The sequence below is a fragment of the Pseudonocardia sp. Ae505_Ps2 genome, assembly GCF_001932425.1.
Taxonomy (GTDB): Bacteria; Actinomycetota; Actinomycetes; order Mycobacteriales; family Pseudonocardiaceae; genus Pseudonocardia.
Genome location: NZ_MCIP01000001.1, coordinates 5,200,764 through 5,216,343, shown reverse-complemented (window position 1 = coordinate 5,216,343; position 15,580 = coordinate 5,200,764). Strand labels below are relative to the sequence as shown.

The window sequence follows — 15,580 nt, the reverse complement described above, 5'->3', positions numbered from 1 at the left end:
GGGTCAGGCCAGCCCGCTGTAGGACAGCACCATGATCACGACGACCGCGGCGGCGAGCCCGGTGGTGATCAGCAGCAGCGCCCAGCCAGGCAGCACGGTCCGGTCGAGCACCGGGGCCGCGGGACGGTGGGTGGCGGCGGTGGCGGGCATCGTTGCTCCTGGGGCTCGGGCTGCGTCATACGGACGAACCTGATGTCGCACCCGGACCACGAATCGTTAACCGTGGTCCCCGAAACTGATGACGGCTACCGTCGGGATCGACATCGACGACGATGTCAGGCCCAGCTCCCCGGAGGTGCGATGAGCTCGCCCACCACGACCCGACCGGCATCCGACGCGGCCCGCGTGGCACAGGCCGCCCGGGAGGTGGTCGAGGCCCACGACCCGCGGTCGGTGCCACGCGAGGAGCTGTTCGGCGCCCTCTACGACGCCGGCCTCGCCTGGGTGCACCACCCCGAGGGGCTCGGCGGGCTCGGTCTGTCCCGCGGGCTGCAGCCGGTGGTCGACCAGATCGTCACCGACGCCGGCGGCGAGCGGATGTTCGCGGTCAACCCGATCGGCTACGGCATGGGCGCGCCGACCGTCGTCGAGTACGGCGCGGACCGCGAGCAGGTCGCGGCATGGCTCCGGCCGATGGCCACCGGCGAGGAGATCTGGTGCCAGCTGTTCAGCGAGCCCGGCGCCGGCTCCGACGTCGCGGGTCTGGCCACCTCCGCGGTCCGCGACGGCGACGAGTGGGTCGTCAACGGGCAGAAGGTCTGGACGACCCTGGCCCACGTCGCGCGGTGGGGGATGCTCGTCGCCCGCACCGATCCCGAGCAGCCCAAGCACCGCGGACTGACCTACTTCGTGATCGACATGGCCCAGCCGGGCGTCGACGTGCGCCCGCTGCGCCAGATGACCGGGCAGGCCGAGTTCAACGAGGTCCACCTGTCCGACGCCCGCGTCCTCGACGCGCACCGGCTCGGGGAGGTCGGCGCCGGCTGGAAGGTCGCGATCACCACCCTGATGAACGAGCGCACCGCCATCGGCGGGGTCACCGGGCGGCGCGGCAGCGGCGTCATCGGCGAGGCGCTCGGCCTGTGGCGGGCCCACCCCGACCGGCACACCCCGGTGCTGCGCGACCGGCTCGCGGCCCTGTGGACCCGCGCCGAGACCCACCGCCTCACCCTCGCCCGCGCGCGACGCACCGCGAGCGCCGGGCAGCCCGGCCCGGAGGGCTCGGTGTCCAAGCTGGTCGGCGCCGAGCTGAACCAGGACGTCTACGAGTTCTGCATGGACCTGCTCGGTCCGGACGCGCTGCTCTACGACGACTGGTCGATGGACCGCAGCCGGGTGCACACCGACCCGAACTCCACGGTGCAGCAGCGCTTCCTGCGCTCGCGCGCGAACACCATCGAGGGCGGCACCTCGGAGGTCATGCGCAACATCCTCGGCGAGCGCGTCCTCGGCCTGCCCGGCGAGCCCCGGTCGGACTCCGACCGCCCCTGGAAGGAGGTCCCCCGTGGCTGAGCAGGAACTCCGCGAGTTCGACGTCACCGACGAGCAGCGCGAGCTGCGCGCGGCACTGCACCGCTTCGCCGAGCGCCAGCACGACGAAGCCACCCTGCGCCGGCTCGTCGACACCGCCGACGGGTTCGACCGGGCACTCTGGAGCCGCCTGGGCACCGAGCTCGGCGCGCTGTCGCTGGCCGTCCCCGAGGCCCTCGGCGGCGCCGGCGGGACCTGTGTGGACCAGGCCGTCGCGGCCGAGGAGCTCGGTGCGGCACTGGTGACCGGACCGCTGCTGGGCACCGTCGCGCTCGCGGTCCCGGCGCTGGTCGCGGCCCCGACCGGCGCCGAGCGCGACGCGCTGCTCGCAGCACTGGCCGACGGCTCGCGCACCGCGGCCCTGGTCGCCGTGCTCACCGCGCCCTACGACGGCGCGTCCGCGGCCGGAGTCACCGCCGACGGCGACCGGCTCACCGGCACGGTCTCCCACGTCCCGGACGCGGGCGCCGCGGACGTGCTGGTCGTCGCGGCAGCGGGGGTCGACGGCCCGGTGCTGGCCGTCGTCGACGCGAGCGCCGACGGGGTGCGGGTGGAGCGGCGCGGCTCGTTCGACGTGACCCGCCCGGTCGCCGGGGTCGTCCTCGACGGCGCGACCGGCACCGTGCTCGCCACCGGCGCGGACGCCGACGGCGCACTGCGCCACGCCTTCCGCACCGCCGGGGCGCTGCTCGCCGCCGAACAGGCGGGCATCGCCCGCCGGCTGCTCGACCTGACCGTCGCCTACGCGAAGGAACGGCTGCAGTTCGGCAGGCCCATCGGGTCGTTCCAGGCGGTCAAGCACCGGTGCGCGGACATGCTCGTCGCCGTCGAGCAGGCCCGGACCGCGGCGCTGCACGCGGCCTGGGCGGTCGACGACCCGCGCATCGACGAGGCCGACCTCGCGGTGTCGATCGCGCAGGCCACCTGTTCGGAGACGGCGTACCGGGTGGCCGCGGACGCGGTGCAGCTGCACGGCGGGATCGGGTTCACCTGGGAGCACGTCGCGCACCTGTACTACAAGCGCGCCGTCGCCGACGCGGCCCTGCTCGGGTCCGCCGAGGCCCACCGCGAGCGCATCGCCGCGCTGGTGCTCGACACCCTCGGCGACGACGTCCGCGAGCCCCGGGTGGCGACCGGCTGAACGCCGGGGCCGGGTCAGACCTTGTTCAGACCCGGCTCCCGGTCCGGCACCACGAACGACGCCGCCGTGCGCACCGTGGCGGTGGGCTCGCTGACCCGGGACACGGTGCGGAAGTCCGCACGCATCTGCGCGGGGGTGAAGGTCGCCAGCACGTAGCCGCGCCGGTCGAGCGACCACACCGAGCTGCCGCTGCCACCGGACTTCGCGTCGCCGTCGCCGTCGCCGCCGGAGGTCACCGAGGTGGTGACCAGCTCGGTGCCGGCGACGCTGTCGTCGTCGCCGGGGATGTCGTTGGCGTGGTGCACGTGCTCGTCCCCGGTGAGGACGACGGCGTTGCGCACGCCCGCCTCGGTCCAGCCGCGGACCACCCGTTCCCGGGAGCCGGTGAACTCCCCCCAGGTGCCGGACTTGCCGCCCCGGCGCGGGGCGAAGAACACCTGCTGGGCCAGCACGTCCCAGCCGGCCGCGGAGTCCCGCAGGCCCCGCAGCAGCCAGCGTTCCTGGTCGGCGCCGAGCATCGAGCCGCGCATCCGGTACTGGCGGGTGTCCAGGACGTGGAAGGTGGCGAGCGAGCCCCAGGACAGCCGCCGGTAGAGCTGGATGTCCGGGCCGTCGGGCACCGAGGCCCGACGCAGCGGCATGTGCTCGTAGTAGGCCTGGGCCGCGGCCCGGCGCCGGTCGGTCGTCGCGCCCTCCCAGTCGTTGACGACCTCGTGGTCGTCCCACACGACCACCCACGGGGCGACGGCGTGCGCGGCGCGCAGGTCCTCGTCGGAGCGCTGGTGGGCGTGGGTACGGCGGTACCCGGCGAGGGTCGTCGGCTCCGGCGGCCCCGGGTCGCGGACCTCGCCCCGGTCGGTCTCGTAGAAGTAGTCACCCAGGTGCAGGACGAGGTCGGGGGCGTCGGCGGCCAGCCCGCGGTAGGCGGTGAAGTGGCCCGCCCCGAACTTCGCGCACGACGCCGTCGCGATCGTCAGCGACGCCGCCGCGGCACCTGCGGCGGGCGCGGTCCGGGTGCGCGCGGCGGGGGAGAGGTGTCCGCCGGTGCGGAACCGGTAGAAGTACTCGCGTCCCGGGGCGAGCCCCGCGGGCTCGGCGTGCACGCTGTGCGCGAGCTCGGGGGTGGCGGTCTCGGTGCCGCGTGCCACGACCCGGGCGAAGCGCTCGTCCTCGGCGACCTCCCACTCGACCTCGACCGCCCGGTCGGGCATGCCGCCGCGGCCGTCCTCGGCGTCGGGCTCGGGGGCGAGGCGGGTCCACAGCACCATGCCGTCGGGCGACGGGTCGCCCGAGGCGACGCCGAGGGTGAACGGGTCCGGCGTCGTCGCCTGTCGCAGCGCGCCGGCGAACCAGCGGGGCACGGCGGCGGGCTCGCCACCGGGTGTGGCCGGCACCAGACCGGCGGCCGCGGCCCCGAGGGTGCCGAGCAGCACGCTGCGGCGTGGCAGTGCGGTCACATGTCCTCCTGAGCGCGGGTCCGGCGGAGCCGTCCATGCTCCGCCCCGGCGGACCGGACGGCGGGGTGCACGCGCCGGGGCCGGTCTCGCCGGACGAGTGAATCACAGCGCGTGTCCGGGCACGGGGACTCGGACAGAACCGGCCCGATGCACGTCCGGGCCCGCGATGCGCCCGCGCCGACGGGCCCCGCACGACGTCACCTGATCAGTGCGTCGAGGGTGACCGGCAGGTCGCGTACCCGGATGCCGGTGGCGTCGAAGACCGCGTTCGCGACGGCGGCGGCGCTGCCCACGGTGCCGAGCTCGCCGAGCCCGCGGGCGCCCGCCGGGCTGAAGGCGGTGTCGGTGTAGTCGAGCCAGGTCACGTCGATCGGCGGGATGTCGGCGTTGACGGCGACCAGGTAGTCGCCGAGGTTGCCGGCGGCGAAGCGTCCGTTCTCCTCGATGGGGTTGGTCTCCAGGAGCGCGCCGCCGATGCCGAAGACGATGCCGCCGACGAGCTGGCTGCGCGCCGTGCGGGCGCTGAGCACGCGGCCGACGTCGAAGACGCTGGTGAACCGGTTGATGCGGGGCTCGCCGGTGTGGCGATGGACCCGGACCTCGCAGAAGTGCGCGCCGAAGCCGTGCGCGGCCAGGTTCGAGTCGGGCGGGGCCGGTGGCGGCGGTGTCATGGCCTCGACCGCGGGCCGGTGGGCGACCTCGAGCAGTTCGGCGAACGAGGCGGAGTCGGCGCCACCCTCGATGCGGCCCTGCCGGTACGCCAGGCCGGCCGGGTCGCGTCCTTCGAACGGTGACCCCGCGGTCCGCACGGCGAGGTCGGTGAGCGTCGTGATCAGTGCCCGTGCGGCCGACCGGATCGCCGGGGCGAGGATGCCGGCGGCGCGGGAGCCGACGGCGGGCGCACCGAGGGGCAGGCTCGAGTCGCCCAGCTCGGCGACGACGCGGTCGATCGGTACGCCGAGCGCGTCGGAGGCGACGATCGAGACCATGGTGTAGGTCCCGGTGCCGAGGTCGGGGGTCGAGGCCGACACCACCACCTGCCCGGTGTCGCGCAGCTGCATCCGTACCGCCCCCGGGTCCGCGTGGGCGGGGTAGACCGCGCTGGCCATCCCGGTGCCGATCAGCCAGTCGCCCTCGACCCGGGTGCCGGGGACCCGGTTGCGGCCGGCCCACCCGAACCGCTCGGCCCCGGCGCGGTAGCAGTCGGCGAGGCGCCTGCTCGTCCAGGTCTGTCCGGTGGCGGGGACGGTCGTGGCCTCGTTGCGCAGTCGCAGCTCGATCGGGTCCATGCCCAGGGTGACGGCGAGCTCGTCCATCGCGGTCTCGAGCGCGAACGCGCCCGGCGCCTCGTTCGGGCCGCGCATCGCCCAGGTGGCCGGGGTGTCCATCGGGACCAGCCGCTGGTCGATCGCGAGGTTGCGGGTGCGGTACAGGACGCCGGTCGTCTCGGTCGCCGGGGTCAGGGGCCAGCCACCGACCGCGGGCATCTCGGCGGCGCTCTGGTGCGAGACCGCGGTGAGCGTGCCGTCGCGGTCGGCGCCGAGCCGGACCCGTTGGGTCAGCGCCGGTCGGTGCCCGGTCAGGATCATGCTCTGTTCCCGGGTGAGGGTGAGCCGGACGGGGCGGCCGAGCTCCCGGGCGGCCACCGCGGCGAGCGCGGCCTCGCTCCAGGCGGGCACCCGGGCGCCGAAGCCGCCGCCGACGAAGGTGCTGATCACCCGCACCCGGTCCGGGGTGGCCCCGACGCGGGCCGCGACGGTGGCCGCGTAGAGCGGGGGGGATCTGGCTGCCGGAATAGACGGTGAGGTGGTCGTGCTGCCACACCGCGGTGGTCCCGTGCGGCTCCATCGGAACGTGGCTCTGCGGCTCCTGGCGCAGCGTCGTGTCCACCACGACCGCGCTCGCGCGCAGCGCGGCGTCGATCGAGCGCACCCCGGGCGCGAGCACCGTCGGGTTGGGCGAGGGGCCTTCGGGGGACATGCCCGGTGAGGGCACCCCCGGCAGGCCGGCGGACAGGGAGGTCCGCGCGGATGCCTGGTCGTACGTGGCGGTGACCAGCGCGGCGGCGTCGCGGGCCTGCTCCGACGTCACGGCCACGACGAGGCCGATGATCTGGCCGCGGAAGCGGACCTCCCGGTCCTGCAGCGGGACGTAGTTCTCGCCGAACCCTGGCGGCGCGGGGTAGAGCCGCAGTGGCGCGAACGGGGTGTGGACCGCGACCACACCCGGTGCCCCGCGGGCGGCGTCGACGTCCATGGAGCGGAGCCGGCCGCGGGCGATCGCGCTGACCACGACGTGCCCGTGGAGGGGGCGGTCGACGGGGTGGTCGGCGGTGTAGCGGGCGGCGCCGGTGACCTTGAGGCGACCGTCGACGCGGGCGACGTCGCTGCCGATCGGAGTGCTCACGACTGCCCTCCCAGGGCGAGAAGGGCGCGCACCAGGGTGCGGCGGAGCAGGGCTGGTTTGAACACGTTGTGCGGGAGCGTCCGGGCGCCGTCGGCGGCCGGTGCCGCGGCCGCCTCGTAGGTGGCGAGGGTGGCGGGCTGCCCGACCAGGGCGCGTTCCACCGCACCCAGGCGCCAGGGGCGGGTCCCGATCCCGCCTGCGGCGACCCGGGCGCTGCGGATCCGGCTGCCGCTGATGTCGAGCGCGACCGCGACGGAGGTCAGGGCGAACTCGTAGGACTGTCGGTCCCGGATCTTGACGTAGGTCGACCGGGTGGCCCACGGCAGCGGTGGCACGGTCAGCCCGGTGATCAGCTCGCTGTCCCGCAGGTCGTTCTCGACCTGCGGGCTGTCGCCGGGCAGGCGGTAGAACTCCGCGAGCGCGACGGTGCGCGCACCCTGCCGGCCCTCCAGGTGCACCTGGGTGTCGAGCGCGACGAGCGCGACGGCGACGTCGCTCGGGTGGGTGGCCACGCAGCTCTCGCTGGTGCCCAGCACCGCATGCATCCGGTTGTGCCCGGTGAGCGCCGCGCAGCCGCTACCGGGTTCGCGCTTGTTGCAGGGCGTGGTGAGGTCGCGGAAGTAGCCGCACCGGGTGCGATGCAGCAGGTTGCCGCCCATGCTGGCCATGTTCCGCAGCTGCGGCGACGCGCTGAGCTCGAGCGCCTGGCTGATCATCGGGTAGCGGGTGCGGACGCGCTCGTCGAGGGCGACGTCGCTCATCCGCTCCAGCGCGCCGATGTGCAGGCCGCCGGCGTCGACGCCGATCCCGCGCATCGGCAGCCGGTTGATGTCCACCACGCGGGAGGGGGCCAGCACCTCCAGCTTCATGAGATCGACGAGGGTGGTGCCGCCGGCGAGGTAGGCGCTGTTCTCGTGCGCCGCGGTCAGGGCCGCGCGCACCGATCCGGGCCGGGTGAAGTCGTAGAGGCGCATCAGCGCATCGCCTCCCGACCGGACTTGACCGCCTCGACGATGCCCGGGTAGGCGCTGCACCGGCAGATGTTGCCGGACATGCTCTCGCGGATCTCCTCGTCCGATCCGGCTCGCCCCTCCTGCACCAGCGACACCGCCGACATGATCTGGCCGGGGGTGCAGAAGCCGCACTGGAACCCGTCGTGGTCGATGAACGCCTGCTGCATGGGGTGCAGCTCGTCGCCGTCGGCCAGGCCCTCGATCGAGGTCACCTCGGTGTCGTCCAGGGTCGCCGCGAGCGTCAGGCACGACAGCACCCGGCGGCCGTCGACCTGGACCGTGCACGCTCCGCACTGGCCGCGGTCGCAGCCCTTCTTCGTGCCGGTCAGCGCGAGCCGCTCCCGCAGCGTGTCCAGCAACGTGGCCCGAGGGTCGGTCTGCAGGTGGATCCGGTCGCCGTTCACCCGCAGGGTGAGCTCGACCAGGTTCTGCCCGGGTGCCGTCACCGTCGGCGTGGTCACGGTCTCGGCCACCCTCGGCGCGACGACGAGCGCCGCCCCGGCCGCGACGGCGCCGGTGCCCCCGAGGAACCACCTGCGGGACAACCGTCGTGTCCCGTGTGGACGATCTTGTTGTGGGTCGGTGGGAGACATCGCTACTCCTCACGAACGCGCCCCGACGCGCGGGGCTGGAAGAACGGTGGAAGGGCTCGGAACGACCGGCCGTCCGAGCAGGACGTCGACGGCGTCGATACTGGCGAGCTGCGGAGAGCTCAACCAGGGACCGTCGATCCGCCCTTCGGCCCACCCCCGATGGTCCAGGTGCCCCGCGTGCCCGAGCAGCTGGTCCGTCCGGCGGGAAGAACACGGCGGACGGAGGCGTTGTGATCACCCGTGCGGGGGACGGGTGTGCGGCTGGTGAGCCGGCGGGTGATCGACCTGTGTCGTCGTCCCAGCACGGGCTGTCGGCGCTGCCACCCCGCCCACGCCCGTTCCGCATCTCCTGGGGGATCCCCGTGTCGTTCGTCGTCCGTGCCGCGCGCGCCTGGCAGCGCCCGCGTGTGTTCGCTCTGCTCACCGTCGCCGGGCTCGTGCTCGGTGCCCTGCTCGGGCTGACCGCCCGGGTCACCGGCTCGGAGGGGCTGGCGTCCACGCTGGACACCGTCGGCAGCCTGTTCACCGGGCTGCTCCAGTTCACCGTCGCACCACTGGTGTTCCTCGCGATCGTGGTCGGCATCGTCAGCCTGCGCGACCTCGGCGGCGGGCGCGCCGCGGCCAGGCTCGGCGGCCGCACCGTCGCGTGGTTCGCCGGGACGTCGCTGGTCGCGGTGCTGATCGGCATCGCGATCGGGCTCGTCGGACGGCCCGGGCAGGGCGTCACGATCGCCGCCGACCCGGCCGCCGTCGAGGCGGTGGGCAAGCGCACCGCCGGGTCCTGGCAGGCGTTGCTGTCGAACCTGGTGCCGGACAACCCGGTCGCGGCCTTCGCCGACGACAACGTGCTGCAGGTCGTGCTCGCCGCGCTGCTGGTGGGTGCCGCCGCCTACGCGCTGGGGGAGAAGGCCGAGCCGTTCGTCGCGTTCTCCCGCTCCGCCTTCGAGGTCGTCCTGACGATCATCCGCTGGATCGTCGTGCTCGCCCCGATCGGCGTGCTCGGCCTGATCGGCAACGCGTTCGCCACCTACGGCAGCGGCGTCGTCTCCTCACTGGCCGGGCTCATCGTCACCGTCTACCTCGGCTGCGCGATCGTGCTGTTCGGTGTCTACCCGTTGCTTCTCGGGGTCGTGGCCGGGATCGGCCCGCGCCGCTTCTTCGGCACCACCTGGCCGGTGCTGCAGTTCGCCTTCGTGTCCCGCTCGTCCGGGGCGACGCTGCCGATGTCCCGGCAGGCCGCGATCGACCTGGGTGTGGACCGCAACTACGCCGGGTTCGCCGTCCCGCTGGCCACCACCACCAAGATGGACGGCTGTGCCGCCGTCTACCCGGCCCTGGCGACGATCTTCATCGCGCACATCTCGGGGATCCAGCTGGCCGCGTGGCAGTACGTGGTGATCGCGGCGGTCGCCGTGTTCGGTGCGCTCGCGACGGCCGGGACCACCGGCTGGTTCACCATGCTGACGCTGACCCTGGCCGCGGTCGGGATGCCGCCCGCGGTGATCGCCGCCGGTATCGCCGTGGTCATCGGGATCGACCCGATCCTGGACATGATGCGCACCGCGACCAACGTCGCCGGGCAGATCACCGTGCCGACGCTCGTCGCCGCGCAGGAGGGCATCCTCGACCGCGGGGACGCGACCGGCCCGGTCACCGCCTAGCCCGCCGAGCCGGACACGGCGGGCGCGTCGCAGGAGGCCGCGTCCGTCGCCGGACGCACCTCCTCGGTCTGACCGCCGCCGGTCGGACCGCCCGGCCCGCCGTACCGCGCCCGTCGCGCGGACGGCGGGCCGTGGCGCGTCCCGAGCCGGGTCAGCGGGACGCTTCGACGATGAGGACGTGCGCGACCAGCGTGCCGACCGGGCCCGTGAGCTGCCGGCCGAGATCCGCGCCCAGCTCGCCGAGGGGCCGCTCCCGCACGTCCCACCCCGCCGCGCGCAGCACCGACGCCGGCGCGGGGCGGCGCCGGGTGTCCCACAGCTGCGCGAGGTCGCTGCCCATCGCCGGGGCCATCGCCCGGACCTCGTCGGTGTGCAGGTACTCGTCGGCGACGGCCAGGTCCACCGCCTCCAGCGCGACCCTGCTGCCCGGCGCGGACAGCTCGTCGACCCGGGCGAGCAGGTCCGCCTCCGCCTCCGGCGGCAGGTAGGCCAGCAGGCCCTCCACCAGCCACGCAGTGGGGCGGCCGGGGTCGAAACCGGACCCGCGCAGTGCGCCCGGCCAGTCGTCGCGCAGGTCGCAGGGCACCGCGACCCGCCGCGCCCGGGCAGCGGTGGCGCCGAGGACCCGCTGCTTGTGGGCCAGCACCTCGGGCTGGTCGATCTCGTACACCGACGTGCCGTCCGGCCAGGCCAGCCGGTAGGGGCGCGCGTCGAGCCCGGCCGCCGGGACGACGACCTGCCGCACTCCGTCCGCGGCCGCCGCCAGCAGCGCGGCGTCGAGCACCCGGGTGCGGATCGCCATCATGTCGACCAGCGCCCGCCAGCCGACGCCGCCGTCGTCGTCGGCACCGCGGGGGAGCGGGAGCCCCGGCGCGGCGGCGTCGACGAGTGCGCGCGCGTACGGGTCGACCACCAGCGGGTCGGGGCGCTCGGCCTCGGCGGCGCGGGCCGCGGCGACGGCCAGTGCGGTCGCGCCGACGCTGCGGGTGACGTCCCACCCGCCGGGGACACTGTTGCCACCGGCCGGGACGTTGCCGTGCGGTACTCCGGACATCGGTCCTCCCAGGAGGTGAGCAATGCTCACGATCATGGTGCGGCATGCCGTGCGACGGCGCACCGCGGCATGACCGGGATCACTCGTCCGGATCACGGGAACCCGGTGGGCGGCACCCGGCGTTGATCCCCCGTGCATCTCCCGGCGCCCCGCAAGGTCCCTGTCGCCGTCGTCGCCGTCGTCCTGCGCGGGGCGGTCGTCGCCTGCGTGCTGGCGGCGCTGGTCGTGGTCGAACTGACCTCGCGCAGCGGCGTGGCCTGGCGTCTGACCACCTTCACCTACCAGGTCAACCTGCTCGCCGCGGCCTTCTACCTCTGGACCCTGCTGGGGCGCCGGTACGACGCGCGGCCCGCGGTCCGTGGTGCGGTCGTGGTCTACCTGCTGGTCGCCGGCCTGGTCTGGGTGCTGTTCCTGTCCGGGCGCTCGACGGGCTTCACCCCGGCCAACGTGCTGCTGCACATCGTCGTGCCGGTGTTGGCGCTGGCCGACTGGGTCCTCGTCCGGCCCGCCCGCGGAGGGCTGCGCTGGTGGCACCCGCCGGTGTGGCTGCTGTTCCCGGCCGCGTACCTCGGGCTGGCGCTGGCCGTGCTCAACGGGGCCGGCCGGCGCGCGCCGTACTACTTCCTGGACCCGGACGCCGTCGGGGCGGGTGGGCTGGCCTGGAACGTCCTCCGGCTGGCGGCCGGATTCCTGGTCCTGGGCTACCTGGTCCTGCTGGCCGGGCGGACCGGGTCCCGCGTCCCCGGGCGGGCGGTGGGCGAGGTCGTCCCCGGGCGGGCGTGAGCGGCGTCGCACGGATTCGTGACAGTCAACTCTGACTGTTTCCTGCTACCGTCGCAGGTGAGTCGACGGCCCCGACCCGGGTGCCGTCCACCGTCGCGAAGGAGCGAACACCGTGCGAGACGCAGTCATCGTCGAGGCCGTACGCAGCCCGGTCGGCAAGCGCAAGGGCGGCCTGGCGGACGTCCACCCCACGGACCTGTCCGCGCACGTTCTGCGCAGCCTGGTCGAGCGCTCGGGCGTGGACCCGGCGCAGATCGACGACGTCCTGTGGGGCTGCGTGTCCCAGACCGGGGAGCAGACCTTCGACATCGCCCGCAACGCCGCGCTGGCCGCCGGGTTCCCCGAGACCGTCACCGGTGTGACCGTCGACCGCCAGTGCGGGTCCAGCCAGCAGTCGGTGCACTTCGCGGCCGCCGGCCTGATCGCCGGGCAGTACGACGTGGCCGTCGCCGGCGGTGTCGAGTCCATGACGCGGGTGCCGATGGGGTCCTCGCTGCAGGGCCAGGACCCGTTCGGCAGCGACTTCGCCACCCGCTACGGGGTCGCCCCGAACCAGGGCGTCGGCGCGGAGATGATCGCCGAGAAGTGGGGCTTCTCCCGCACCCAGCTCGACGAGTTCGCGCTGCTGTCGCACGAGCGCGCCGCCGCCGCGCAGGACGACGGCCGGTTCGACGGTCAGCTCGCCCCGCTGGCCGGCGTGACCGCCGACGAGGGGGTCCGCCGCGGCGGGACCGTCGAGGGCCTCGCCCAGCTCAAGACGGTGTTCAAGGACGCCGACCAGGGCGGCGTCATCCACGCGGGCAACTCCTCGCAGATCTCCGACGGCTCCGCCGCGCTGCTCATGACCACCAGCGAGAAGGCCCGCGAGCTCGGCCTGACCCCGATCGCCCGCGTGCACACCGCGGTCCTCGCCGGCGCCGACCCGGTCATCATGCTGACCGCCCCGATCCCCGCGACGGAGAAGGCGCTGAAGCGTTCCGGTCTGTCGCTCGACGAGATCGGCGCGTTCGAGGTCAACGAGGCGTTCGCGCCGGTGCCGCTGGCCTGGCTGGCCGACATCGCGGGCACCACCGACACCGCGTCCGGTGTCGGCGAGCGGCTCAACCCCAACGGCGGCGCCATCGCGCTGGGCCACCCCCTCGGCGGCTCCGGCGCGCGGATCATGACCACCCTGGTCCACCACATGCGCGACAACGGCATCCGCTACGGCCTGCAGACCATGTGCGAGGGCGGCGGCCAGGCCAACGCCACCATCCTCGAACTCCTCTGACACCCGCTCCCCACCCGGAAGGAAACAGACAGAACATGGACATCAACGGTTCCGTCGCCGTCGTCACCGGCGGTGCGTCCGGCCTGGGCCTGGCCACCACGGAGAAGTTCGTGGAGCTCGGCGCCAAGGTCCTGATCATCGACCTGCCGTCGTCGCAGGGCGAGGCCGTCGCCGACAAGCTGGGGGACAACGTCCGCTTCGTCGCCGCCGACGTCACGAGCGAGGAGCAGGTCTCGGCCGCCCTCGACGCCGCCGAGGAGCTCGGCACCGTCCGCGTCGCGGTCAACTGCGCCGGTATCGGCAACGGCATCAAGACCTTCGGCAAGACCGGCCCGTTCCCGCTGGCCGACTTCACCAAGGTCATCAACGTCAACCTGATCGGCACGTTCAACGTGATCCGGCTGGCGGCCGAGCGCATCGCCAAGTCCGACCACGTCGACGGCGACCGCGGCGTCATCATCAACACCGCCTCGGTGGCGGCCTTCGAGGGCCAGATCGGCCAGGCCGCCTACTCGGCGTCCAAGGGCGGCATCGTCGGCATGACCCTGCCGATCGCCCGTGACCTGGCGAGCATCGGCATCCGGGTCAACACCATCGCCCCCGGTCTATTCGAGACGCCGCTGCTGGCCGGTCTGCCCGAGGACGTCAAGACCTCGCTGGGCAAGCAGGTGCCGCACCCGTCGCGGCTGGGGCAGCCCGCGGAGTACGGCAAGCTCGCCGCCCACATCGTGGAGAACCCGATGCTCAACGGCGAGACGATCCGTCTCGACGGCGCGATCCGCATGCAGCCCCGCTAGTCCCCCTGCCGGTACCCCAGAGAGGAGGCGGCGCCGTGAAGCGCACGCTCTACGAGTCCGACCACGAGGACTTCCGCGAGGCCTTCCGGGCCTTCGTCGAGAAGGAGATCGCCCCGCACGAGGCGCAGTGGGAGCGCGACGGCGTCGTCTCCCGGGAGCTGTTCACCACCGCCGGCGCCAACGGGTTCCTGGGCATGGACGCGCCCGAGGAGTTCGGTGGCGGCGGGGTGCGGGACTTCCGGTTCAACGCGATCGTCTCCGAGGAGGTGCTGCGCGTCGGTGCGGCCGGTTCGGGGCTGGGCCTGACTCTGCACAACGACATCGTGCTGCCCTACCTGCTCGCCTACACCACCGACGAGCAGAAGCAGCGATGGCTGCCGGGCGTCGTGGCGGGGGAGAAGATCCTCGCCATCGCGATGACCGAGCCGGGCATCGGCTCGGACCTGGCGTCGATGTCGACGACCGCCATCCGCGACGGCGACCACTACGTCGTCAACGGCGCGAAGACCTTCATCACCAACGGGATCAACGCCGACCTCGTCGTCGTCGCGGTGAAGACCGACCCGTCGCAGAAGCACAAGGGCATGAGCCTGCTGGTGCTCGAGCGCGGGATGGAGGGATTCGAGCGCGGCCGCAACCTCGACAAGCTGGGCATGCACGCCCAGGACACCGCCGAGCTCTCCTTCACCGACGTGAAGGTGCCGGTGGAGAACCTGCTCGGGCCCGAGGAGGGCAAGGGCTTCGTCCAGCTGGTCGAGAAGCTGCCCCAGGAGCGCCTGTCGATCGCCGTCGCCGGGGTGGCCGCGGCCCGGACGGTGCTGACGAACACCCTGGAGTACGTCAAGGAGCGCAAGGCGTTCGGGTCCCCGGTCGGCTCGTTCCAGAACTCGAAGTTCGCGCTGGCCGAGATGGACACCGAGATCGACCTCGCCGAGCACTACGTCGACGACTGCGTGCGGGCGCTGAACGCGGGCGAGCTGACCGCCGTCGACGCGTCGAAGGCGAAGTACTGGTGCACCGAGCTGCAGGGCCGGGTCGCCGACCGCTGCCTGCAGCTGCACGGCGGCTACGGCTACATGAGCGAGTACCCGGTCTCCAAGGCCTACGCCGACGCCCGCATCACCCGGATCTACGGCGGCACCACCGAGATCATGAAGGAGGTGATCGGCCGGGGTCTGGGACTCTGAGCCGATGACCGACAGGCGATCATGAGCACATCATGAACTCCGAACACCCTCCGGCGGTCAGGAGCCGGGCGCAGCGGTCGGAGGACAGCCGCGCCCGGATCCTGGACGCCGCCGTGGCCTGCCTCATCGACGGCGGCTACTCGGGCTCCACGACCCTGACCATCCAGTCGGCCGCCGACGTGTCGCGCGGCCGGCTGCTGCACCACTTCCCCAGCCGGGACCGGTTGCTGGTCGCGGCTGCGCAGCACCTGGCGGTGAAGCGCGTCGCCGACACCGAGGAACGCGTGCGACGGGTGGTCGAGACCGACCCGGTCGGCTCGTTCGAGCGGGCCGACCGGGTCATCGAGCTGTTGTGGGAGAGCTTCTCCGAGCCCCACTTCTGGGCGGCGGTGGAGCTCTGGACCGCGGCCCGGTCCAACGCCGAGATCGCCGAGGCGCTGCGACCCGAGGAGAAGCGCCTCGGCGCGGCGATCCGGGCGTCGATGGCCCGCATGTTCGGCGACGAGCTCGCCGGCCGCCCGCGGTTCAAGCAGCTGCGCGACCTGCTGCTCACCTCGATGCGCGGCACCTCGCTGACCTACACCTTCGACCCGCGCGACCCGGGCAGCGACCCGATGCTGCCCCAGTGGAAGGACCTGGCCCGGGTGCTGCTCGGGCCGTGACCGGCGCCCCGGGTGTCGGAGTCCTC

15 protein-coding genes are annotated in these 15,580 nt (G+C 73.8%); 9 read left to right on the top strand and 6 right to left on the bottom strand.

Annotated elements, in window-relative coordinates:
• Nucleotides 1-3 precede the first annotated feature (3 nt).
• On the bottom strand, nucleotides 4-150 hold the full coding sequence (locus tag Ae505Ps2_RS32130; RefSeq protein ID WP_020622758.1) for a hypothetical protein: 147 nt from the start codon (nucleotides 148-150) through the stop codon (nucleotides 4-6).
• 150 nt (nucleotides 151-300) lie between these two features.
• Here Ae505Ps2_RS32130 and Ae505Ps2_RS24380 point away from each other — a divergent pair, with 150 nt between their 5' ends.
• Both Ae505Ps2_RS24380 and Ae505Ps2_RS24375 read left to right on the top strand, forming a co-directional pair.
• Nucleotides 301-1,512, top strand: a complete 1,212-nt coding sequence (locus Ae505Ps2_RS24380; RefSeq protein WP_075306827.1) for an acyl-CoA dehydrogenase family protein — start codon at nucleotides 301-303, stop codon at nucleotides 1,510-1,512.
• Nucleotides 1,505-2,671, top strand: coding sequence for an acyl-CoA dehydrogenase family protein (locus tag Ae505Ps2_RS24375; RefSeq protein WP_075306825.1), 1,167 nt, complete (start codon nucleotides 1,505-1,507; stop codon nucleotides 2,669-2,671). Before Ae505Ps2_RS24380 ends, Ae505Ps2_RS24375 begins: the two co-directional genes overlap by 8 nt.
• A 14-nt stretch (nucleotides 2,672-2,685) precedes the next feature.
• On the opposite strand, the gene Ae505Ps2_RS24370 is transcribed toward Ae505Ps2_RS24375, so the two are convergent.
• Together Ae505Ps2_RS24370 and Ae505Ps2_RS24365 are read right to left on the bottom strand one after the other, a co-directional pair.
• Nucleotides 2,686-4,128, bottom strand: a complete 1,443-nt coding sequence (locus tag Ae505Ps2_RS24370; RefSeq protein ID WP_075306823.1) for an alkaline phosphatase D family protein — start codon at nucleotides 4,126-4,128, stop codon at nucleotides 2,686-2,688.
• Between the two features lie 197 nt (nucleotides 4,129-4,325).
• Complete coding sequence (locus Ae505Ps2_RS24365; RefSeq protein WP_084786419.1) at nucleotides 4,326-5,924, bottom strand: xanthine dehydrogenase family protein molybdopterin-binding subunit; 1,599 nt, start codon at nucleotides 5,922-5,924, stop codon at nucleotides 4,326-4,328.
• A gap of 86 nt (nucleotides 5,925-6,010) precedes the next feature.
• On the opposite strand from Ae505Ps2_RS24365, the gene Ae505Ps2_RS33705 reads away from it, so the two are divergent.
• Nucleotides 6,011-6,283: a hypothetical protein gene (locus tag Ae505Ps2_RS33705; protein WP_249265405.1), complete on the top strand. Its 273-nt coding sequence runs from the start codon at nucleotides 6,011-6,013 to the stop codon at nucleotides 6,281-6,283.
• Nucleotides 6,284-6,530: 247 nt separating this feature from the next.
• Here the strand turns inward: Ae505Ps2_RS33705 and Ae505Ps2_RS24360 are convergent, their stop codons facing one another.
• Entirely contained in the window at nucleotides 6,531-7,508 is a 978-nt protein-coding gene (locus Ae505Ps2_RS24360; protein ID WP_075554027.1) for a xanthine dehydrogenase family protein subunit M, read from the bottom strand.
• Nucleotides 7,508-7,972 (bottom strand): (2Fe-2S)-binding protein, encoded by a 465-nt coding sequence (locus Ae505Ps2_RS24355; protein ID WP_233147774.1) that lies wholly within the window; start codon nucleotides 7,970-7,972, stop codon nucleotides 7,508-7,510. Before Ae505Ps2_RS24355 ends, Ae505Ps2_RS24360 begins: the two co-directional genes overlap by 1 nt.
• 530 nt (nucleotides 7,973-8,502) lie before the next feature.
• Between Ae505Ps2_RS24355 and Ae505Ps2_RS24350 the strand changes: the two genes are divergently transcribed.
• Nucleotides 8,503-9,801, top strand: coding sequence for a dicarboxylate/amino acid:cation symporter (locus Ae505Ps2_RS24350; protein WP_075311902.1), 1,299 nt, complete (start codon nucleotides 8,503-8,505; stop codon nucleotides 9,799-9,801).
• 151 nt (nucleotides 9,802-9,952) lie between these two features.
• Here Ae505Ps2_RS24350 and Ae505Ps2_RS24345 read toward each other — a convergent pair whose 3' ends face one another.
• The gene (locus Ae505Ps2_RS24345; protein ID WP_075306819.1) at nucleotides 9,953-10,855 is read right to left on the bottom strand and encodes an SAM-dependent methyltransferase; all 903 of its coding nucleotides are present in this window, start codon (nucleotides 10,853-10,855) and stop codon (nucleotides 9,953-9,955) included.
• Nucleotides 10,856-10,987: 132 nt separating this feature from the next.
• Here Ae505Ps2_RS24345 and Ae505Ps2_RS24340 point away from each other — a divergent pair, with 132 nt between their 5' ends.
• The 5 genes from Ae505Ps2_RS24340 to Ae505Ps2_RS24320 all read left to right on the top strand — a co-directional run bounded on the left by Ae505Ps2_RS24340 (nucleotide 10,988) and on the right by Ae505Ps2_RS24320 (nucleotide 15,554).
• Nucleotides 10,988-11,638: a Pr6Pr family membrane protein gene (locus tag Ae505Ps2_RS24340; RefSeq protein WP_020625373.1), complete on the top strand. Its 651-nt coding sequence runs from the start codon at nucleotides 10,988-10,990 to the stop codon at nucleotides 11,636-11,638.
• A gap of 112 nt (nucleotides 11,639-11,750) precedes the next feature.
• The gene (locus tag Ae505Ps2_RS24335) at nucleotides 11,751-12,908 is read left to right on the top strand and encodes an acetyl-CoA C-acyltransferase (RefSeq protein ID WP_020625372.1); all 1,158 of its coding nucleotides are present in this window, start codon (nucleotides 11,751-11,753) and stop codon (nucleotides 12,906-12,908) included.
• 35 nt (nucleotides 12,909-12,943) lie between these two features.
• Nucleotides 12,944-13,705, top strand: a complete 762-nt coding sequence (locus tag Ae505Ps2_RS24330) for a 3-hydroxyacyl-CoA dehydrogenase (protein ID WP_075306817.1) — start codon at nucleotides 12,944-12,946, stop codon at nucleotides 13,703-13,705.
• Between the two features lie 35 nt (nucleotides 13,706-13,740).
• Entirely contained in the window at nucleotides 13,741-14,892 is a 1,152-nt protein-coding gene (locus Ae505Ps2_RS24325; RefSeq protein WP_020625370.1) for an acyl-CoA dehydrogenase family protein, read from the top strand.
• 32 nt (nucleotides 14,893-14,924) lie between these two features.
• Nucleotides 14,925-15,554: a TetR/AcrR family transcriptional regulator gene (locus tag Ae505Ps2_RS24320; RefSeq protein WP_020625567.1), complete on the top strand. Its 630-nt coding sequence runs from the start codon at nucleotides 14,925-14,927 to the stop codon at nucleotides 15,552-15,554.
• The last annotated feature ends 26 nt before the right edge of the window (nucleotides 15,555-15,580 follow it).

Excerpts from the sequence above, each read along its gene's own strand:
- Ae505Ps2_RS24330 (WP_075306817.1), top strand. The coding sequence starts at position 12,944 with ATGGACATCAACGGTTCCGTCGCCGTCGTCACCGGCGGTGCGTCCGGC.
- Ae505Ps2_RS24345 (WP_075306819.1), bottom strand. The coding sequence starts at position 10,855 with ATGTCCGGAGTACCGCACGGCAACGTCCCGGCCGGTGGCAACAGTGTC.
- Ae505Ps2_RS32130 (WP_020622758.1), bottom strand. The coding sequence starts at position 150 with ATGCCCGCCACCGCCGCCACCCACCGTCCCGCGGCCCCGGTGCTCGAC.
- Ae505Ps2_RS24320 (WP_020625567.1), top strand. The coding sequence starts at position 14,925 with ATGAACTCCGAACACCCTCCGGCGGTCAGGAGCCGGGCGCAGCGGTCG.
- Ae505Ps2_RS24360 (WP_075554027.1), bottom strand. The coding sequence starts at position 7,508 with ATGCGCCTCTACGACTTCACCCGGCCCGGATCGGTGCGCGCGGCCCTG.
- Ae505Ps2_RS24380 (WP_075306827.1), top strand. The coding sequence starts at position 301 with ATGAGCTCGCCCACCACGACCCGACCGGCATCCGACGCGGCCCGCGTG.